The organism is Streptomyces sp. NPDC054813 (genome assembly GCF_053611365.1).
This window is the reverse complement of sequence record NZ_JBSHAF010000015.1, coordinates 144793-165999: the sequence shown is the minus strand read 5'-3', so window position 1 is coordinate 165999 and position 21207 is coordinate 144793. Positions and strand designations below refer to the sequence as shown.

Annotated in this window: 11 protein-coding genes and 1 pseudogene; 7 read left to right on the top strand and 5 right to left on the bottom strand. The window is 73.0% G+C overall.

Annotated elements, in window-relative coordinates; genetic code table 11:
- Positions 1-273 precede the first annotated feature (273 nt).
- Positions 274-2526, top strand: coding sequence for a carbohydrate-binding protein (locus tag ACWGJB_RS28900; RefSeq protein WP_453382992.1), 2253 nt, complete (start codon positions 274-276; stop codon positions 2524-2526).
- A gap of 166 nt (positions 2527-2692) precedes the next feature.
- Entirely contained in the window at positions 2693-3949 is a 1257-nt protein-coding gene (locus ACWGJB_RS28895; RefSeq protein WP_453382991.1) for an alpha/beta hydrolase family protein, read from the top strand.
- On the opposite strand, the gene ACWGJB_RS28890 is transcribed toward ACWGJB_RS28895, so the two are convergent.
- Positions 3932-5137, bottom strand: a complete 1206-nt coding sequence (locus tag ACWGJB_RS28890; protein ID WP_453382990.1) for a cytochrome P450 family protein — start codon at positions 5135-5137, stop codon at positions 3932-3934. The two genes, ACWGJB_RS28895 and ACWGJB_RS28890, sit on opposite strands and share 18 nt — an antisense overlap.
- Here ACWGJB_RS28890 and ACWGJB_RS28885 point away from each other — a divergent pair.
- Positions 5136-5258: a hypothetical protein gene (locus ACWGJB_RS28885; RefSeq protein ID WP_453382989.1), complete on the top strand. Its 123-nt coding sequence runs from the start codon at positions 5136-5138 to the stop codon at positions 5256-5258. The two genes, ACWGJB_RS28890 and ACWGJB_RS28885, sit on opposite strands and share 2 nt — an antisense overlap.
- A 43-nt stretch (positions 5259-5301) precedes the next feature.
- Here the strand turns inward: ACWGJB_RS28885 and ACWGJB_RS28880 are convergent, their stop codons facing one another.
- Positions 5302-5814 carry a thioesterase domain-containing protein gene (locus ACWGJB_RS28880; RefSeq protein ID WP_453382988.1) on the bottom strand — a complete coding sequence of 171 codons (513 nt, stop codon included), beginning with the start codon at positions 5812-5814 and terminating at the stop codon, positions 5302-5304.
- Between the two features lie 419 nt (positions 5815-6233).
- Positions 6234-13244 (bottom strand): annotated as a pseudogene (locus ACWGJB_RS28875) (SDR family NAD(P)-dependent oxidoreductase); the annotation flags it as partial.
- A 516-nt stretch (positions 13245-13760) separates the two neighbouring features.
- Here ACWGJB_RS28875 and ACWGJB_RS28870 point away from each other — a divergent pair.
- Together ACWGJB_RS28870 and ACWGJB_RS28865 are read left to right on the top strand one after the other, a co-directional pair.
- Positions 13761-14912 (top strand): glutathione-independent formaldehyde dehydrogenase, encoded by a 1152-nt coding sequence (locus ACWGJB_RS28870; protein WP_453382987.1) that lies wholly within the window; start codon positions 13761-13763, stop codon positions 14910-14912.
- A 390-nt stretch (positions 14913-15302) separates the two neighbouring features.
- Positions 15303-15569 (top strand): hypothetical protein, encoded by a 267-nt coding sequence (locus tag ACWGJB_RS28865; protein WP_453382986.1) that lies wholly within the window; start codon positions 15303-15305, stop codon positions 15567-15569.
- Here ACWGJB_RS28865 and ACWGJB_RS28860 read toward each other — a convergent pair.
- On the bottom strand, positions 15566-17725 hold the full coding sequence (locus ACWGJB_RS28860) for an MMPL family transporter (RefSeq protein WP_453382985.1): 2160 nt from the start codon (positions 17723-17725) through the stop codon (positions 15566-15568). The genes ACWGJB_RS28865 and ACWGJB_RS28860 overlap by 4 nt on opposite strands.
- A 268-nt stretch (positions 17726-17993) precedes the next feature.
- Here ACWGJB_RS28860 and hglS point away from each other — a divergent pair, with 268 nt between their 5' ends.
- Both hglS and amaB read left to right on the top strand, forming a co-directional pair.
- Positions 17994-19391, top strand: a complete 1398-nt coding sequence (gene hglS / locus ACWGJB_RS28855) for a 2-oxoadipate dioxygenase/decarboxylase (RefSeq protein WP_453382984.1) — start codon at positions 17994-17996, stop codon at positions 19389-19391.
- 25 nt (positions 19392-19416) lie between these two features.
- Positions 19417-20946, top strand: a complete 1530-nt coding sequence (gene amaB / locus ACWGJB_RS28850) for an L-piperidine-6-carboxylate dehydrogenase (RefSeq protein WP_453382983.1) — start codon at positions 19417-19419, stop codon at positions 20944-20946.
- A 27-nt stretch (positions 20947-20973) separates the two neighbouring features.
- On the opposite strand, the gene ACWGJB_RS28845 is transcribed toward amaB, so the two are convergent.
- Complete coding sequence (locus tag ACWGJB_RS28845) at positions 20974-21204, bottom strand: hypothetical protein (protein ID WP_453382982.1); 231 nt, start codon at positions 21202-21204, stop codon at positions 20974-20976.
- Positions 21205-21207: the final 3 nt, after the last annotated feature.

The window sequence follows — 21207 nt, the reverse complement described above, 5'->3', positions numbered from 1 at the left end:
CGCGCGCTCGATTGCGCCGCCGAGCTTGGTGCGCGGCCCGCCGCGCTCGCGCCGTGGGCCGCCGGCGCCGGCCCCGCCCCGCCGTTCCCCCACCCCCCGGCGGGCCCCCGGCACCACCCACCGCGAAACCCTTTCTTCACGCCTTGACTTAACATCGGGGACATTGCTTGGATCTCAAGTCGGCGCTCCCTGTGGGCCGCTGACGACGCAGCGGTCACGCGCCTCCGGTTCGGCACGGCACCACCCCCGACCCACCAGAGCCCAGGAGCAGCTGTGAGACGTACGCTCACCACGATCGCGGCCGTGGCTGCAATGACACTGCCACTCATCGGCGCGGGCCCGACCGCGCAGGCCGACCGGCCCGCGAGCGGGCCCACCGGGCACGGCCAGGTCGTGACCGGTACCTACTCCACCGGCGGCGCCCAGACCTGGCGCCCCCTGCCGATCGTCAGGACGGGCACGGACACCCACGGCCCCGTCGATGCCACCGTGGTCGCCGACCCCAGCGCCCTCCGGCAGCAGTACACCGGCATCGGCTTCTCCCTGGACGAGACGAGCGTGTCCAACCTGTGGAAGCTCAGCCCCGGCGAACGCGCCAAAGCCATCCGGCTCCTTGTCGACCCCGAGCACGGCGCGGGACTCGACCGGTTCCGGCTGACGATCGGCAGCCCCGATCTCATCGAGCACCTGCCGTTCTGGTCGGAGGACGACCTGCCCGCCGGAGTCGCCGAGGACTTCGGCCTGAAGCACTTCTCCATCCGGCGGGACCTCGACCTGCACATCATCGACACCATCAAGCTCATCCAGCGCTACAACCCCCACGCCACGTTCTTCGCGTCGGCGTGGAGCGCGCCGGCCTGGATGAAGACGAACAACCGGTTCCTCGGCGAGGTCGCCCTCAAACCCGGGAGCAGCACGGACTACTACCAGGTCGGCAAGTTGCGGGACGACTGCATCGAGGTGTTCGCCCGGTACTACGTCAAGTTCGTGCAGGCGTACGCCCGACAGGGCATCCGCGTGGACGCGCTGACGCTGCTGAACGAGCCGGGCATGGACGTCGTCTACCCGGCCATGGACATCAGCGTCGCACAGCAGCAGAAGCTGGCTCTGGCGATCAAGCGTGAGGTCCGTGCGGCCCACCTGGGCACCCAGCTCTACGTGCACGACTTCAACTTCTGGGACTGGCACGACCCCAACAGCACGGCGACGAAGAACTACTACCGCATCTTCGAGGACGCCCCGGACGGCTCGGTGACCGGCGCCCAGGTCCGCAAGGCGGCGGACGCCATCGCCTTCCACCCCTACTGGGGCGACCCGACCGTCATGCGCGACGCCTACGAGCAGACCGGGAAGCCGGTCCAGCTCACGGAGACCAGCGACCTGTCGCCCTCGACCGTCCTCGACGACTTCCGCCTCGACGCCGGCTCCTACATCCTGTGGGCCCAGACCACCGACCAGGACGGCGGCACCCTGCACTGGACGCCGTCGCGGGACAACAACATCGACTGGGACGAGGTCGCGGCCACCACCAAGTGGCCCGACCGGCTGGTCACGGTGAACACCGGCACCAAGGAGTTCAGGGTCCGCGACGAGCTCTATCAGCTGGGCCAGTTCGCGAAGTACCTCTCACCCGGTGACGTACGCCTGGAGTCCAGCGCCGCGGCGGACGGCGTCAGCAATGTCGTCTACCGGACCCGCGACGGCGGCTACGTGGCCGTCCTCGGCAACGGCGCCGGATCCGACCGCAGGGTCCGGATGGTCGTCGGCGACCAGACGTTCGTCGTGACGGTGCCGGCGGGCTCCTTCGCCACCTACCGGTGGCAGGGCAAGGCCGCCACGGGCTCCCGCAACCACGCCCCGGTCCTCGCGCCGGCTGCCGACGTCGTCGCCGACCAGTACGGCACCACCCAGGTGCGGTTGAAGGCCACCGACCGGGACGGCGACCGGCTCTCCTACTACGCGACCGAACTGCCCGACGGCGTCACCCTCGACCCGGCGACCGGCCTGGTCACCATCCGTCCGACGGCCACCGGCGAGCAGGACCTGACCTTCTACGCCACCGACGGCCGGGCCCACGACCAGGTGACCCTCCACCTGACCGTCCGCCCGCACGCGGCACCCGTGGGCGAGCGGATCGAGGCCGAGGGGTACACGGACCAGCACGGCTGGCCCGCCGACGGCAGCAACTTCATCGAGAGCAACCCGGCAGCCAGCGGCGGCAGGAACGTGGGCTGGACCGCCGCCGGCAACTGGCTGACCTACCGCGTCGAGGTGCCGCAGACCGGCTCGTACGATCTCGAACTGCGCGTCGCCAACGGCACGGCCGCCACCGCGGCGAACGCCGTGTCCCTCCGCGACGACAGCGGCACGACCCTGGCGACGGCGTCCGTGCCGTCCACGGGCGGCTGGGCGAGCTACCAGTCGGTGCACGTACCCGTCGCCCTCCGGGCCGGGGAACAGACGGTCACCGTCTACTGCGAGACCGGCGGCTTCAACCTCGACTACCTGCGCCTCACCGCTTCCTGACCGCCTTCCTGACACGGCCGTCCCGGCGCCGGGACGGCCGTGCGCCCCCGGCCCGGGGTATGGCCAACCCCCCGGTGCGGCGACCGGTAGGCCGGATGGTCCCGGCCGGTCCGGTCCACAAAGCTGAGAGGAGTCGCCGAACCCCCGCAGCCAAGGAGGCCCTGCCGTGCTCACTCGCCGCGCCGCTGTCCTGTCGGCCGTCGCCGCCGCCACCCTGTCCGCCGTCACCACGGGCACGGCGTCGGCGGCGACGCCACGCAAGGCCGTGCCGGTACGGCTGAAACTGCCCGCGCCCAGCGGACCGCACCCGGTGGGCACGGTCTCCCTGCGCCTCGTCGACACCTCACGTGCCGATCCCTGGATGACGGACCAGCCGTACCGGGAGCTGATGATCGGTGTCCGCTACCCGGCGCGGGCCGTCGGCGGACACCCCAGGGCGCCGCAGATGCTGCCGGGGGAGGCCGCCGGCTTCGCCGCCGTCAACAACCTCACCCATGTGCCCGGCGACAAGGTCGACTGGGCGGCCACCCGCACCCACGCGTACGAGGGGGCCCCGGCCGACCGGGACCGGGGCCCGTACCCGGTCGTCTGCTACTCGCCCGGCGCCGGCGACCCGCGTTCCCTCGGCACCACCCTCTGCGACGACCTCGCCTCCCGGGGCTATGTCGTGGTGACACTCGACCACACCTACGACGCCTCGGCCGTCCAGTTCCCCGATGGCCGGGTCGAACGCACCGTGCTGCCCGCCGAGTTCGACAAGGCGTACCCGGACCCGGGGCGCATCAGGGCGCTGCTCAGGAAGACGATGGCCGTACGGGTGGCCGACACCCGCTTCCTCCTCGACGCCCTGCCCGGTGCGCTGCCCGGGGAACTGCGCGGCCTTCCGGACTGGGACCGTCTCGGCATGTTCGGCCACTCGGCCGGCGGCTTCACCGCGTTGCAGGCGATGCACGACGACCGGCGTATCGCCGCGGCGGCCGACTTCGACGGCGTCCTCGCGTACGTCCAGGAGGACAGCGACTCCGGCTACCTCTCAGCTGTCGCCGCAGAGGGCCTCGACCGTCCGTTCCTGCTGGTCGGCAAGGACGGCAACGACCTGAGCACGGTGCCCTCCTGGAACGCCCTGTGGCGGCACAGCCGGGGCCGGGGCGAAGGCCTGACCCTGCGCGGCGCCGAACACGCGACGTACACCGACGCGGAGGCGATGATCCCGCAGATCGCCCGTCAGCTCGGCCTGCCCCGCGAGACGGTCGTCCAGAACATCGGCACCATCGCCCCGGGGCGCGCGATCACCGCCGAACGGGCCTGTCTCGCCGCCTTCTTCGACCGCCGACTGCGCGGCCGTACCGGCGAAGCCCTGCCGGACCGCTTCCCGGAGGTGCGCCCCTTCTCCCGCCGGACCCGCTCAGTACCGCACGGGTAGGCCGAGCAGGCCGCGGGTGCGCATCGAGGGGCGCCAGCGCAGTGCGTCGGCGGGGACGTCGAGTTCGAGACCGGGGAGGCGTTCCAGCAGCGCGGCCAGGGCGACCTCGGTCTCCAGGCGGGCGAGCGGTGCGCCGAGGCAGTAGTGGATGCCGTGACCGAGGGCGAGATGGCCGGTGGCGTCGCGGCCGACGTCGAGCCGGTCCGGCTCGGGGAAGCGGCGCGGGTCGCGGTGGGCCGCCGCCAGGGACAGCAGCACGGTCTCGCCCGCCGGGACCGTGACCCCGCCGATGGTGACGTCCTCGGTGGGGAAGCGGCGGATGGCGAGCGGGGCGGGTCCGTCATAGCGGGCCAGTTCCTCGACGGCCGCGCCGATCCGGGCCGGATCTTCGCGCAGGGCGGCCAGTTGGGAGGGGTTGAGGAGCAGGGCGAGGGTGGCGTTGCCGATGAGGTGGACGGTGTTCTCGTACCCGGCGAACAGGATGAGGAAGGTGAGGGACATCAACTCGTCCTCGCTGAGCCGGTCTTCCTCGTCCCGTACGGCGATCATCGCGGAGAGCAGGTCGTCGGCGGGCTCGGCGCGTTTGCGGGCGAGCAGCCGGGCGAAGAAGGCGAGGAGCGCCTTCACCGCCTCCTTCGCCCGCTCGGGCCGCGCGGGGTCCGGGATGACGAGCGCGTCGGTCCAGGACCGGAAGTCCGGCCGGTCCTCCTCGGCCACGCCCAGCAGTTCGCAGATCACGGCGATGGGCAGCGGGGCGGCGTAGCCGGCGATCAGGTCGGTACGGCCGAGCGGTTCGACGGCGTCGAGCAGCCTGTCGGCGGTCCGCCGGACGGGTTCGCGCAGCAAGGCGATGCGACGCGGGGTGAAGGCCTGGGACACCAGGCGCCGCACCCGGGTGTGGTCCGGCGGGTCCATGTTCAGCAGGTTGGCGTCGAGTGCGGGCGGCAGCGCGAGCCCCCGGTAGCCGCCGGGTTTCGCGTGGGCCTTGTCGAGCGAGAGCCGCGGGTCGGCGAGGGCCTGTCGCACGTCCTCGTACCGTGTCACCAGCCAGGCCGGCAGCCCGTCGGTTCCGGCAAACCGGTGCACGGGACCGGCCTCCCGGAGCCGGGCGTACACGGCGTACGGGTCGGCGAGCAGCTCCGCCGGGTCAACGGCGGCCGGAGCACGGGGTGTTGTACTGGCGTCCATGGCTCACACCCTAGACACCGGGAGCCGGCACAAGCCGTCCTCGGCGACCCCGAGCCTTTCCTGGGCGGACGGCGGCACGGCCGGGACGTCCAGCGGCCCGCCGCCGACGATCAGGTCGTAGTCCGAAGTCGTCCGGGGTTTCTCCTCGTGAGGGTCCTACGCGGTCAGCGGGGCAGCCAGGCGCGGATCGCCGCGGCCGTGCCGTCGACGTCCTGGTGGAGTACCGAGAAGTGGTCGCCGGGGACGTCCACGCTGTCGTGCGGCAGCGGCCAGTGCGGCCGCCAGTCCCCGTCGGGTGCGCTGCGCAGCATCTCGGCCGTGGGCCGGCCGCGCAGCAACAGGGCCGGAACCGGCGACGGCCGGGGCCACCAGTCCTCCAGCACCCGTGCGTACCCGCCCCCGGCGAGCAGCAGCGAGTCGTCCAGCCCGTCGACGACATCGGCGGAGAGCGCGGCGCCCGCGGCCATCAGGGCCTGCCCGCGCGCGTCTTCACGGCGCAGCACTCCGGCATGCGAGTCGATCAGGATCACCCCGGCCGGCTGCTGCCCCTCCTGTGCCAGTCGCCGGGCCACGGCATGGGCGATCGCCCCGCCCGCGCAGTAGCCGACAAGGACGGGCGGTGTCCCGACCGGGAGCGAGCGCACGGTGTCGGCGTGCGCCCGCACCAGCGTGGCCACACTGTCCGGAACGGCCCGGCGGGTGCCGAACCCGGGATGCTCCAGCAGATACAGATCCCGCTCACCGTCGACCGCTGCGCCAGTGCGGTGGGTCGCCGCAGGTGCGGGGCCATGTAGTCGGGCAGGTACGCCAGCGGGGTGCCGTCACCGTGGGCGAGCCGGAGCGGCGGGACCGAGTGGCGGGCGCGGTCCCCGTCCGGGAAGACCGGCAGGGCGTACGACGCGAAGAAGCGCAGCCTCATCGCCTCCCGTGGTCCGTGATCGCGCAGGACACGGTGGTACAGGGGGCTGAACCCGTAAGGGGAGCGCGGGACTTGCGCCGCAGACGCGGCCTCGGTCTCCGGCGGGCCGGCCGCATGCTCCGGTCCTGTTGCCGGCAGCACCTCCGCGTCGTCCAGAGCCGTAAGGACGTGTGCGGTCAGCTCGGGCAGCGCGGGGTGCTCCAGTACGACGGTCGGGGACAGCCGTACCTGCGTGAACGCGCTGAGCCTGTTGCGGATCTGCACCGCGGACAGGGAGTCGAAGCCGAGCTCCGTGAAGCCGCGGTCGACGGGGAGGGCCGACGGGTGCGCGAAGCCCAGGACCGCGGCGATCTCGGCGCGGATCAACTCGGCCAACAGGGACGGTCGTTCGGGCGGCGGCGCGGCGTCCAGCCGCTCGCGCCAGGCACCGGGCGCCTGCCCCGGGGCTTCGGGGGGTGGGGCGACGGCCGTGGCCGGGGTGCGCGGCACCAGGTCGGCGAGTACGGCTGCCGCGTCCGGGCCGGCGGCGGTCCGGAGATCCAGCGGCACCGGCACCAGCACCGGTTCCGGAATCCGCAGCGCCGAGTCGAGAAGAGCCAGGCCTTCCGCCTCGCCGACCGGCAGGACGCCGCCTTCACGGAGGCGGTCGGGCGCGACCCGGCCCGCCATCCCCTCCGCGTCGTCCGTGGCCCACGGTCCCCAGGCCAGCGACCGCGCGGGCAGGCCATGGGCCGTCCGGTGCCGGGCCAGCGCGTCCAGGAACCCGTTCGCTGCCGCGTAGTTGGACTGTCCCGGCCGGCCGAGGACACCCGCGGCGGAGGAGTAGAGCACGAAGGCGGACAGACCGAGGCCCCGTGTCGCCTCGTGCAGATGCCAGGCGCCGGCCACCTTCGGTGCGAGGACCGCCGCGAGCCGCTCCGGCGTCATGGTGTCCACCACGCCGTCGTCCACCACCCCGGCCAGGTGGAAGACCGCGGCGAGTGCCGGCCGGCAGGACGCGACCAGGGCGTCCACGGCAGCGCGGTCGCTCACCTCGCACGCCACCACCCGCACCTCGGCGGCCAGTTCGCCCGCCCAGTCGGGCACCTTTCCGCTGCGGTTGACCAGCAGCAGATGGCGAACCCCACGTTCGGCGACCAGATACCGGGCCAGACTCGCTCCCAGCGCGCCGGTGCCTCCGGTGACGAGCACGGTCCCCTCGGGATCCAGTTCGGCCGGCCCGGCGGCCGGCGGATCGGCGAGGGCCAGCCGGGGCGCCAGCGCGACACCGTCGCGCACGGCCAGTTCCGGCTCGCCGGACCGCAGCGCCGCCTCCAGCGCCGCCGCCGTGACCGCGGCACCCCGCCGGTCGACCAGGACGATCCGGCCGGGATGCTCGGACCGGGCGCTGCGCACCAGTCCGGCGACGGCCGCCTCGGCGAGGTCGGGGTCGTCGCCGGTGGCGTTGCGGGTGAGCACCAGCAGACGGCCCGGCCGCACGTCGGCGGTCCACTCACGCACCCGCCCCAGCACAGCGGTGACCAGCCCGCGCACCCGGTCGGGAACGGTCGCGTCCGCGGGCAGCGTGGCGGCCAGCCGTGCCACGTCCAGCATCTCGTGCTCCGTGCTCCCCGCACCGTCCGGCGGTACCGGCCGCCAGCCGAGGCGGTAGGTCCGTACGGGCGGCCGCGTCGGGATCGCCCGGGTGACCACCGACTCCACGGCGGCGAGGGGCAGCCCGGTCCCGTCGGTGAGGGTGACACGGAACTCGTCCGGGCCGAGCCGTCGTACGACCGCCCGCGCGGCGGAGGCACCGGGCGTGTACACCGCCACACCGGAACAGGAGAGCGGCGCCCTCGGCTCACCCGGGCCCTCGGCCAGCAGCGCGGCGTGCAGCGCCGCGTCGAACAAGGCCGGGTGCAGGGCGTACGAACCCGCGGTCGCCGCTTCCCCGGGCGGCAGCGACAGCTCGGCGAAGACCTCGTCGCCCCGGCGCCACAGCGCGGTCACCCCGCGGAAGGCGGGTCCGTAACCATGCCCGTGGGCGGCGAGACGTCCGTAGTCGACGGTGAGCGGCTGTGCGCCCTCCGGCGGCCACGGTCCGGGCGTGCCGCCGGGCGGTGCCTCCGCGGGCACGGTCGTCGCGGTGGCGTGCCGGGTCCACGGCTCCGGCGACCGGTCCGGGCGCGCCCAGACGGTGACCGGACGCCCGCCCGTCTCGTCCGTTTTCCCGGCCACCACCTGCACCTGCGCTCCTTGCTCAGCGGAGAGTACGAGCGGTTCGTGGAGGACGAGTTCGGCCAGCCGGGCGGGGCCGGGGGAGCCGCCCGCCCGGGCGGCGAGTTCGGCGAAGACGGTCGCGGGCACCACCACCCGGTCGCCGATCACATGGTCGGCAAGCCAGGGATGACGAGCGAGCGACAGCAGGGCGGTGTGCCGGACGCCGGGTCCGTCGGCATCGGGCAGCGGCTCGCCCAGCAGCGGGTGACCGGAACGGCCCTGACGCGGGGCGGCGTTCAGCCAGTAACGCTGCCGTTGGAAGGGGTAGGTGGGCAGCGGACGCCGACGGGCACCGGTGTCCGCGTACACCGACCGCCAGTCCACCGGCACTCCGTGCACATGCAGCGCGGCGAGCGCCTCGACCGTCGCCCCCGCGTCCCCGCACGACGCGAACACCGCACCGGCGTCCGGCCCGAGGCACTCCTCGGCCGCCAGGCCGAGCGAGGGGGCCGGGCCGGCCTCGACGAAGGCCGTGACACCCGCCTCCGCGAGCCGGTCCACCGCGGCGGCGAACCGGACCGTCTCACGCGCCTGGCGTACCCAGTGGTCGGCGGTGGCGAGCGCGTCCGACTCGGTACGGCCGGTCAGCGTGGACACCACCGGCAGCGACGGCCGGTGGTAGGTGACCGACTCGGCGACGGCACGGTACTCGGCCAGCATCGGGTCCAGCAGCGGCGAGTGGAAGGCATGGCTCACCCGCAGCCGGCGGTACGGCCTTGCGAGGGCCGTCGCCAGCGCCGTCACCGCGTCCTCGGGCCCGGAGAGCACGACCGCCTCCGGCCCGTTGACCGCGGCGACCGTGACGGCTCCGCCGGGCGTCCCGTCCAGGAGGCGCGTCACCTCGGCCAGGGGCGCCCGGACGGTGATCATCGCGCCGCCGGAGGGCAGGGCCGCCATCAACCGGCCGCGCGCGGCTACCAGTCGAACCGCATCGGCACGGGAGAACACCCCGGCCAGATGGGCGGCGGCCAGCTCACCGATCGAATGCCCGGCCAGCCGGTCCGGGCGCACCCCGAAGTCGGCGAGCAGGGCGTGCAGGGCCACCGCGTAGGCGAAGAGGGCGGGTTGCGCGTAGTCGGTACGGTCGAGCAGGCCCGGTTCGTCGAGTGCCTCCAGCAGGGGGCGGCCGAGCCAGGGGGTGAACTCCTCGCACAGAGCCGTGAAGGCGGCGTCGAAGACCGGGAACGCCGCACGCAGTTCACGACCCATCCCCGGGCGCTGGGTGCCCTGGCCGGGGCACAGGAGCGCCACCTTCGGACGCGGGTGCGCGACGCCCCGCAGCAGGGCGGGACCGTCGACACCGGCCGGACGCGGATGGGTGATGCCCCGCGGCAGGGCGGGACCGTCGACACCGGCCGCCAGGTCGCGCAGGCCCGCGCGCAGGCCCTCGGCATCCTTCGCCAGGACGGCCGCCCGGTGGGTCAACGGCGCCCGGCTCGTGGCCAGCGAGTACGCGGCGTCCAGGGCACCGGCCCGGTCCTGTACGTCGGTCAGCGCGATCGCCAGCACGGCGGCGTGCGCACGCAGCCCAGCCTCGTCACCACCGCCCACGAGCCAGGGGGTGACCGGCAGCCGCGGCGCGGTCCTGGTGTTGTCCGGCACGGCGGTTGGCGTGGTCGGTGGTGTGGTGGTGGGGGCCGGTGGTCCGGCTTGGGCGCCGCCGCTTACGAGCCGGGGGGTGTCCGGGAGTTGCCGGCGTGGTGTCGGCGCGGTCGAGCCGGCCTTGTCCTCGGACGCCGGTTCCTCGATGATCACGTGGGCGTTCGTGCCGCCGATGCCGAAGGACGAGACCGCGGCGCGGCGCGGGCGGTCGCGGGGCGGCCAGGGCCGGGCCCGGTCGAGCAGCCGAACCGTGCCCGCGGACCAGTCGACGTGCGGCGACGGCCGGTCCGCGTACAGCGAGGCGGGCAGCTCGTCATGGCGCATCGCCTCGATCATCTTGATCAGGCCCGCCACCCCCGCCGCGGCCTGGGTGTGTCCGAGGTTCGACTTCACCGACCCCAGCCACACCGGGTCGGACCGGTCACGATGCTGTCCGTAGGCCGCCAGCAGGGCACCCGCCTCGACGGGGTCGCCGAGCGCGGTTCCCGTCCCGTGCCCCTCGACCGCGTCGACGTCGGCCGGCCCCAGCCCGGCGTCGGCCAGCGCCAGCCGGATCAGCTCCCGCTGGGCCTCGCCGTTGGGCGCGGTCAGCCCGTTCGACGCGCCGTCCGAGTTGACGGCGGAGCCGCGCAGCACGGCCAGCACCAGATGGCCGTTGCGCCGGGCGTCGGACAGCCGCTCAAGGAGCACCAGACCGGCGCCCTCGGCCCAGGCGGTGCCGTCCGCGCCCGCCGCGAACGACCGGCAGCGGCCGTCCGGGGACAGCCCGCGCAGTCGGCTGAACGCGACGAACGGCTGCGGGTTGGACAGCACCGTCACCCCGCCGGCCAGCGCCAGCGAGCACTCCCCGGACCGCAGCGATCCGGCCGCCAGGTCCAGCGCGACCAGCGACGACGAACAGGCCGTGTCCAGGGTCAGCGCCGGGCCGCGCAGCCCCAGGACGTAGGAGATGCGGCCGGACGCCACACTCGCCGACGAGCCGACGGCGAAGTGGGACTCCAGCTCGTGCGGCGACAGCCCGGTGGCGTACCCGCCGGCGTGCATCAGGCCGACGAACACACCGGTGTCGGTCCCGCGCAGCTCCGGCGCCGGGATGCCCGCGCGCTCGAAGGTCTCCCAGGCGACCTCCAGGAGCAGCCGCTGCTGGGGGTCGGTGGCCAGCGCCTCGCGGGGCGACATGCCGAAGAACAGCGGGTCGAAGTCCGCCACACCGTCCAGGAATCCGCCGCGGCGGGTGTACGTCGTCCCGGGCCGGTCGGGGTCGGGATGGTGGAGCGAGGCCAGGTCCCAGCCGCGGTCGGTGGGGAACTCGGTGGTGGCGTCGACCCCTTCGGCCACCAGACGCCAGAGATCCTCGGGTGAACTCACCCCGCCCGGGTAACGGCAGCCGACCGCCACGATCGCCACCGGCTCCGGGGTACGCCGGGGCGTCACCGGCGCGGGTGCGGGCCCGGCCGTGCCGTGCAGCCGGGTGTCCAGGTAGGCGGCGACGACGGCCGGGTTCGGGTGGTCCCAGACCAGCGTCGCCGGCAGCCGCAGCCCGGTGCGGGTACCCAGCCGGTGCCACAGGGTCATGGCGTCCAGTGAGGTCAGGCCGAGGTCGGCGAAGGCGGTGCCGGGCTCGGCGGCCGTCCCCTGGATCCCCCGGACCGCCGCCGTCTCCGTGCACACCAGGTCGGTCAGTGCGGCCCGTCGTTCGCCGGGACTCCGGCCGGCCAGTCCGGCGAGGCCCGGTTCGGCCGGGCGGCCCGCGAGGGCCTGGCGCAGCAGCGCGCGGCGCGGTTTGCCGCCGGAGGTGCGCGGCACGGCCGGGATGAGCAGGACCTCTTCGGGCACCTTGGGGGCGGAGAGCACTGCCGCGCAGGCGCGCAGCAGCGGTGCGGGGTCGAGGTCCGCCCGGTCCGGCACCACGAAGGCCACCGGAACCTCACCGAGCAGCGGATGGGCCCGCCCGACCACGGCCGCGTCCCGTACGCCGGGCAGCTCGCGCAGCACGCGCTCCACCTCGGCCGGGTCGACGTTCTCGCCGCCGCGCACGATCCGGTCGTTAGCCCGCCCGGTGACGGTCAGACGGCCGTGCCCGTCGAGCCGGCCCAGGTCACCCGTGCGGTACCAGCCGTCACGCAGGGCGGCGGCGGTCTCCTCGGGCCGGTTGTGGTAGCCGAGCATCACCCCGGGGCCGCGCACCCAGATCTCGCCGTCGCCATTGCCGTCGCTACCGGTACCGCTGTCGCCACCGCCATTGCCGTCGCTACTGGCACCGCCATCGCCATCGCCACCGCCACCGCCGGTGCTGTCCTGCGGCCCGACGACCCGTACCTCCATACCGGGCAGCGGTGTCCCGCTGCTGCCCCGCGTCCTCGGCCCGTCAGGCCCCTCCATGGCGATCTTTCCGCAGGTCTCCGTGGAGCCGTAGCCGTCCAGCAGCGGGGCGCCGAACCGCGCCTCGGCCTCCTCCCGCAGTTCCGGGTCGCTGGGCGCGCCGGCCGTGACGCACAGCCGCAGCGAGGGCACGGAACCCAGCCCGGCGTCCAGCAACTGCCGGTAGGTGAGGGGGACCCCGGCCAGGACGGTCGGCGCGTACTCCTCGACCAGCCGTACCAGCGCGGCCGGTTCGGGGGCCTCGGTGATCCGGGCGGTGGCCCCGGCCATGGTGGTGCCAAGGACGCAGAGCGAGTGGGCGTAGGTGTGGGAGAGGGGCAGCGGCCACAGGACGCGGTCCGTGGCCGACAGGCCGAGCCGGGGGAGGTAGCAGGCGGCTGAGGACCAGAGCGCGGACCGCTGGCTGGAGACAGCGGCCCGGCTGACCCCTGAGGTGCCCGAGGTGTAGAGCAGCCAGGCCGGCTCGTCCAGGCCCAGGTCGTCAGGGGGAGCGGACGACGACTCCGCGACCAGGGCTTCCCAGGCGGTGGTCCCGTCCGGCGGCGGGCCCTCGCCGGTGACCAGCAGCCGGACCGGCCCGTCGGCGGTGAGCCGGGCGAGCCGCGGCAGGTGGCGCCGGTCGGTGACCAGCACGGCCGGATCGCAGTCGGCCAGCAACTGGGCGAGTTCGGCATCCGTGGCGCGCGCACTCAACGGCGCGCCCACCGCGCCTGCCCGTACCGTGGCCAGCAGGCCCTCGACCAGTTCCACGCTGTTGTCCAGGCAGAACGCCACCCGTGTCGTACGGCTGACACCGAGCCCGACCGCCAACCGGCCGGTCCTGCGCTCCAGTTCGGCCCAGCTCACCGCCCGCCGGTCGTCGGCGAAGGCGGTCTTCCCGCCCTGCCGCCGGGAGTTCTCGACGAGCAACTCCGCAATGGGTCGTACGGCCGAAGTCCGTGCCACTGCCACGAATTTCCCCCTTGGACCAACACCCGTGTCATATAGGTCTGTTGGCGAGCCTACGTCCGGAGATGGTGGTGATGTCGAGGGCGACGCGCCGGGCGGGGCGGGGCGGATCAACGGGCGAGCCGGTCGGCGGTGGCGGGGCGCGGGGGCCGGGTACCGGCGGTGCCGTCCTGCTCACCGCGCCGCTCTGGGTCAGGGGGCGGCGGGGCGCAGGCGCGCGGTGGTGTGCGGGCGGCGTCCGAGGGCCGTGGCGGGGCCCCGTGGCCGAGGCGGTGGAGCCGCCGTGGTGGCGCGCCCGGCTGCCGGGGGCCGGCGGTTCGGGCAGGCGGTCCACCCCAGGAAGTTGCAGCGCCCGCGTGAGCGGCGTTTTCTGGAAGTATCCGATGGTGAAACACGAGCGCCTAGGGTTGCGGCATGGACCGGGGGCTCTGTCTCGACATGTTTCTCCTGGCCAGAGCCTCGGTCTGTGCGGTCCGTCGTCGTGTCCCGGCGTTCCACGCGGAGGTGAACCAGGTGAAAGCCGTTGTGTATGAGAAGCCCTTCAGCGTCGTGGTCAGGGACGTCGACGATCCGCGCATCCAGCACCCGAACGACGTGCTGGTACGCGTCACGTCGACCGCCATCTGCGGATCCGACCTGCACATGTACGAGGGCCGTACGGCCGCCGAGTCGGGCATCGTCTTCGGACACGAGAACCTCGGCATAGTCGAGGAGACCGGCGCCGGTGTGACCTCGTTGTCCAAGGGCGACCGCGTGGTCATGCCGTTCAACGTCGCCTGCGGATTCTGCAAGAACTGCCTGGCCGGCAAGACCGGCTTCTGCCTCACGGTCAATCCGGGCTTCGCAGGCGGAGCCTACGGCTATGTGGCCATGGGCCCCTACGGGGGCGGTCAGGCAGAACTGCTACGGGTGCCGTTCGCCGACTTCAACTGTCTGAAGCTGCCGCCGGGCGAGGAGTTCGAGACCGACTTCGTGCTGCTCGCCGACATCTTCCCGACCGGCTACCACGGCTGTGAGCTGGCCCAGCTGACCCCTGGCGAGAGCGTCGCCGTCTTCGGAGCCGGCCCGGTCGGGCTGATGGCCGCGTACTCCGCGCTGCTGCGCGGGGCCGCCAAGGTGTTCTCGGTCGACCGGGTGCCCGAGCGGCTCGCCAAGGCCGCGGAGATCGGGGCGATACCGATCGACTTCTCCAAGGGCGACCCGGTCGAGCAGATCAAGGAACAGACCGGAGGTGAGGGCACCGACAAGGGCGTCGACGCCGTCGGCTACCAGGCCCAGTCGCCCGACGCCAGCCACGAGGAACCCGCTGTCGTCCTCAACACCCTCGTCGAGACGGTACGGCCGACCGGCATGCTCGGCATACCGGGCTTGTACGTCCCGTCCGATCCGGGCGGACCCGACGAACACGCCAAGCACGGCCAGCTGCTGGTCTCCATCGGGCGGATGTTCGAGAAGGGGCAGCGGATGGGCACCGGCCAGTGCAACGTCAAGCAGTACAACCGGCAGTTGCGCGACCTGATCATCGCGGGGCGGGCCAAGCCCAGCTTCGTGGTCTCCCACGAACTGCCCCTTGAGGACGCACCGGGCGCGTACCAGAAGTTCGACCAGCGGATCGAGGGCTACACCAAGGTGGTCCTGCATCCAGGCCACGCCCTTGCGGCGTAGGACCCGCCCACGGGCGATTCTGGGCGGCGTAGGACCCGCCAGCACGGCGCGGCGGTCCGGCTCCCGTGGCCGGCCCGCCGCGCGCTGTGCCCTCATCGGTTCGGCGGCACCTCCCGGAGGCGGCCCGGAGGCGCCGGTGTCCCGGCCATTCCACGCGGCATCGTTAGACGGTGCGGGCCGCTTCAGGAGCCATGGGCGGGCCGCCGAGGGGGGAAGCGGTATCTCGTGGGGGAAGTGATATCTCGTATTTCTCACGGTCGTCATTTGAAGTCGACGCGTCGGCTCGCGATCCGCTGGCGGTCGTGGGGTGCCCGAACCCCGGCAGAGCGAAAGGGGCGACGTGAGACTTGCCTCCCTCGCCGTCGACGGCGTGCGGCGGTCCGGCGCGTTGTGGACGAGTCCGAGCGGACGGTCACGGTGCTGCCGGCGGAGATCGGCACCGTCGACGACATCGTCCGCGGCGGCCCGGAGGCCCTCGAGGCGGCCCGTACCGCGGCACCCGGCGAGACCCTGCCGTTGTCCGGGGTCCGTCTGGAAGCCCCGCTGCACCGCTTCAACCGCGACATCCTGTGCACCGGCTGGAACTACTGGGACCACTTCGAGGAGGCCCGCCGGGCCACAAGGCCCGGCAGACCCCCACTGTCCCGACGTCGCTAGCCGCGACGCCCCGCGGCCTGGTACTCGTCGTCCGCGGCGGGCGAGGAGCCGGCGTCCGCTGCCGGCTCCGCCCGGTCGGCGTGGCCCGGCCACCAGGCGGCGTGCCCGATGAGCGCGGTGAGGCTCGGCGTGAAGAACATCGCCATAACGAACGCGGCGACCGCGATGCCGAAGGAGACCGCGAAGCCCATCTCCGTGAGCAGCGCGTTGCCCGCCAGCATCATCGTGGCGAAGGTCGCCGCCAGGATGAAGCCCGCCGCGGCCACCGTCGGCCCGGCGTGCCGCAGCGCCATCCCGGCCGCCTCGCGCGGCTCACGGCCCTCACGGGCCTCCTCGCGCAGCCGGGCGATCATGAGGATGTTGTAGTCCGTGCCGATGGCGACCACGAAGAGATACATGATCACCGGGAGCATGAACATCAGCCCGGGCTTGTTCTGCGCCTCCTGGAAGATCCAGACCGTGGCACCGAGCGTGGCACCGAAGCCCAGCCCCACCGAGGCGATCAGGTACCAGGGAGCGACCACGCTGCGCAGCAGCAGCCCCAGGATCACCATGATCAGCAGGGCGGCGACGGGGAACACCGTCCGGTAGTCGTGGTTGACCGCGGAGTCGATGTCCTTGTAGATCGAGGACATGCCGCCCACGACGGCCTCGGTGCCCTCGGGGGCGTCGGCGTGCGCGACGTCCCGCACCCGGCCCACGGCGTCTATCGCCTTGTCCGTGGACGCCTCGTACTTGAGCGTGACGGTGAAGTCCGCGGTCGTACCGGCCTTGTTCACCTGGGACATCCGGGCGCTCGCGACACCGTCCACGGCCCCGAGCTTCGACGCGTAGGCGTCGAACGCGGACCTGTCCATCGGCTTGCCGTCGCTGCTGGAGAGATAGACGTCGGTGGGCGCCGCGGCACCCGCCGAGTACGCCGTCTGCATCTCGTCCTGGACGACCATGGACTCCTTGGTCTTCGGCATGGAACCCGACGCCAGGTCGAACGTGGCCTTGTAGCCGAGCGTGCCGAGCGACAGCACGACCAGGACGAGACCGGAGACCGCCGCGGTCAGCGCTGGGCGGCGCTGCACACCACGGCCCAGGGCGGCGAAACGCGCGTTGGCCGGCTCCTGCTGCCAGGACTTCGAGGGCCAGAACACCTTCGGGCCGATGAGCGAGACCACGGCCGGGATCAGGGTCAGCCCCGCGATCAGGGTGACCGAGACCGAGATGGCCAGTGCCGGGCCCATCTGCTTGAGGAAGCCCAGCGTGGACAGCACCAGCGCGAGGAAGGCGATGATCACCGCGCCGGCCGCCGAGGCGATGGCCTCACCGACCCGGTCGACCGCGTTGATCATGGCCTGCTTGGGTTCGTCACCCGCGCGCAGGCGTTCGCGGTAACGGAACATCAGGAACAGGAAGTAGTCCGTGCCCACGCCGAAGAGCACGACGATCAGGATCGACGAGACGGAACTGTTGGCCTGCAGGCCGAACAGCTTGGTGGCGTACGCGATCAGCCCGTTGGCGATCGCCGACACCACGCCGATCAGCAGGAGGGGGAGGAACGCCAGGATCGGCGCCCGGAAGATGATCAGCAGGGTCACCAGGATGATCACGAAGGTGCCGATGCCGATCAGCGCCTCACCGCGCTTGGACGAGTCCTGCTGGTCCAGGGCCTGTGCGGCCGAGCCGCCGAGCTTGACCTCCAGGTCCGTGCCCTTGGCCAGTTGCTTGACGTCGTCGCGCAACACCTTGGCGGCGTCCGCCTGGACGGGCTGGCCCGCCTTCTTGCTGTCCATCTGCACCAGGGTCAGGGTGTACCTGCCGTCCTTGGACGGCGGGCCGGGGACCACCTTCTGTACCTGATCGATGTGCTTGTCGCCCAGTTCGGTGGTGATCCGGGCGACGTCCTTCAGATCGGCCTGGCTGAGCTTGCCGCCGTCTGTGCGCTGGTACAGCGCGATGGCGGACGGCGTGAAGGCGCTGGGGAACGCCTTCTGCTGGAGATCGGCCGCTTTGATCGACTCGTAACTCTTGGGCAGGAAACTGCTTTCGTCGCTGTTCGAGGGCAGGCTCGGGGCGGTGGCGACGATCGCCACCGCCGCGATCAGCCATGCCACGATCGTCCAGACAGGATGTCGGACGACGGCAGTGCCAATACGTCGGAACATGCGGAAGGTCCTCCTGGGTAGGAAGATCACCGCAGCCCGGGGAGCGGACCCTGGCATCGGCGACCCCGACCGGCCCGCATCCGACGGACCGGTCGCATAGTTGTCTTGCGGTCACATCGTAGGGATCACAGGTGGCGATCGGTCCAGTGGGTTTCCGGCAGCGCCACGACCGCGTCGCCCCCGGCCCTGTCATCTGTACGGCAGGGGGCCGGTCGGCGACCATCGAAGACATGATCGCCGTCCCGTCGCCCGCCCGGAAGGCCGAACCATGTCAACGATCAGTCAATGGCAGCTGCGGGCCGCGTTCGCGGAACGGCTGTCGGAGATGTACGGCCGGGAGGTGCCCGCCTACACGACGCTGGTGGACGTCTCGCGTGAGGTCAACGAGGACGTGCTGCGGGCCCGGGGAGCCGACGCCGAACGCCTCGGATCCATCGGCCGGGTGACCGCCGAGCGGCACGGCGCCATCCGCGTCGGCACCCCGCGGGAACTGCACCAGGTCGCCCGGGTTTTCGGCGCCCTCGGCATGTACCCGGTCGGCTTCTACGACCTGCGGGAGGCCGCCGCCAGCGCCGTCCCCGTCGTCTCCACCGCCTTCAGGCCGGTCGACGGCGCGGAACTCGCCCGCAACCCCTTCCGCGTGTTCACCTCCATGCTCACCGTCGCCGACCCCCGCTTCTTCGACCCCGACCGGCGCGCGCGCCTGGAGACCTTCCTGGCCGGCCGCGAGCTCTTTCCCCCGGAGCTGCTCACCCTGGCCGACCGCGCCGCGGCTGAGCACGAACTGCCGGCGGACGACGCCGAACGCCTCCTCCGACTGGCCGTGCGGGTCTTCGAGTTGTCCAGGGAACCCGTGGACCGGGCCTGGTACCGGACCCTGGAGCGGGTCTCCGCCGTCGCCGCCGACATCGGCGGGGTCCGCGGCACCCACATCAACCACCTCACCCCGCGCGTGCTGGACATCGACGAGCTGTACCGCCGTATGACCGCCCGCGGTGTCGAGATGATCGACACCATCCAGGGCCCGCCGGCCTGGAAGGGCCCCGACGTCCTGCTGCGCCAGACCTCCTTCCGCGCCCTGGCCGAGTCCCGCCCGATGCGCACCGAGGACGGCAGCGTCGTCAGCGGCTCCCTGCGGGTGCGCTTCGGCGAGGTCGAGGCCCGTGGCATCGCCCTCACCCGCGCCGGACGGGCCCACTACGACGAACTCCTCGGCCGCGTCGACGAGCAGGCGTCCGTACACCCCGCGGCGGCGCGCGGTGACCTCGCCCGCGCCGTCTGGGAGCGGCACATGCCCGGCAGTGAGGAGGAACTCGCGGCGCGGGGCCTGGCGTACTTCACCTACCGGCTCGCCGACGGGCGGCCGCACGGCGGCGGCAGTCCGCCCACCGACGTCGGTGAACTGGTCCGGCAGGGCTGGGTGCTGGCCGAGCCCGTCGTCTACGAGGACTTCCTGCCCCGCTCCGCCGCCGGCATCTTCCAGTCCAACCTCACCGGCGAGGGCACCCGCGACACCGACCAGCAGGGCACCGCCTACGACGCCGACTGGCTCTCCGGCGCCCTCGACCGCGAGGTCCTCGACCCCTTCGCCCTCTACGAGCAGCAGCAGAACGGCTCCCTCGCCCAGGTCGCCCGCGCCCTGGGCCTCACCGGCACCCTCCGCTGACCCCTCACCCCCTGGAGGTCCCACGATGACCAGCACCGCGCTGCCCACCACGGACGACCTGCGCACCCGCGCCCGGGCCTGCCTGCGGACCATCGGCGTGCAGGTCGCGGAGGGCGACGACTTCCCGGCCCGCACCCCCATCACCGGCGAGCACCTCTTCGGGCTGAAGTCCGCCACCGGCGACGACATCGAGCCGGCCCTCGCGGCCGCCCGTACCGCCTTCCTCACCTGGCGCACCACCCCCGCGCCGCGCCGCGGCGAACTCGTGCGCAGGCTGGGGGAGTTGCTGCGTGAGCACAAGAGCGACCTGGCCGATCTCGTCACCGTCGAGGCGGGCAAGATCCGTTCCGAGGCGCTCGGCGAGGTCCAGGAGATGATCGACATCTGCGACTTCGCGGTGGGCCTGTCCCGGCAGCTGTACGGCCGTACGATCGCCTCCGAACGCCCCGGCCACCGCCTGGCCGAGACCTGGCACCCGCTCGGCGTGGTCGGCGTCATCTCGGCCTTCAACTTCCCCGTCGCCGTGTGGTCCTGGAACACCGCCGTCGCCCTGGTCTGCGGCGACACAGTGGTCTGGAAGCCCTCGGAGCTCACCCCGCTGACCGCCCTGGCCTGCCACCACCTGCTCGCCCGGGCCGCCGAGGAGACCGGCGCGCCCCGCGACGTACACCGCCTCCTGCTCGGCGACCGCACGGTCGGCGAGCGGCTCGTCGACGACCCCCGGGTGGCCCTCGTCAGCGCCACCGGCTCCACCCGCATGGGCCGCGCGGTCGGCCCGCGCGTCGCCGCCCGGTTCGGCCGCAGCCTGCTGGAGCTCGGCGGCAACAACGCCGCGATCGTCGCCCCCTCGGCCGACCTGGACCTCGCCGTCCAGAGCATCGTCTTCGCCGCGGCCGGCACGGCGGGCCAGCGCTGCACCACACTGCGCCGCCTCATCGTCCACCGCGACCTGGCCGACACTCTCCTCGAGCGCCTGACAACCGTCTACGGCAGGCTGCCCGTCGGCAGTCCGTTCGACGACACGACGCTGGTCGGCCCGCTCATCTCCACCGCCGCCCTGGACGCCATGCACGACGCCCTCGCCCGGGTCCAGGCGCAGGGCGGCAAGATCCTGGTCGGCGGAAACCGGCGCCTGGCGGAGGCGGCACCGGCGGCCGCCTACACCGAGCCCGTCCTGGTGCGGGTCGACGAACAGACCGACGTCGTAAGGGAGGAGACCTTCGCGCCGATCCTCTACGTCCTCACCTACGACACCCTCGACGAGGCGATCGCCCTGCACAACGACGTCCCGCAGGGCCTGTCGTCCAGCATCTTCACCCGGGACCAGCGGGAGGCCGAGATCTTCCTGTCCGCCGCCGGCTCCGACTGCGGCATCGCCAACGTCAACATCGGCACCTCCGGAGCGGAGATCGGCGGCGCCTTCGGCGGCGAGAAGGACACCGGCGGCGGCCGCGAGTCCGGCTCCGACGCGTGGAAGGCCTACATGCGCGCGGCCACCAACACGGTCAACTACTCCGGCGAACTCACCCTGGCCCAGGGCGTCAGCTTCCTCTGACGAGGATCTGGACGGGGGCGGCCCGTCTCAGCTCCCCGGGAGTCGCTTCGCGATGTTCCCCACCACGGCCGCCGCGAGATCCTCGGCGTCACCGCACAGCTTCTTCTCCGGCAGCGGGGCGTACACGGTCAGCTGGAACAGCTCCACGGTGTGGTCGTCGGCGGAGTCCGTGTACGTCCGGTGGGGTGACCGTACGGTGCAGCTGTCGTCCTCGGCCTCGTCCGCGACGAAATAGCCGCGGGTGCCGGCGATTTCCACCGG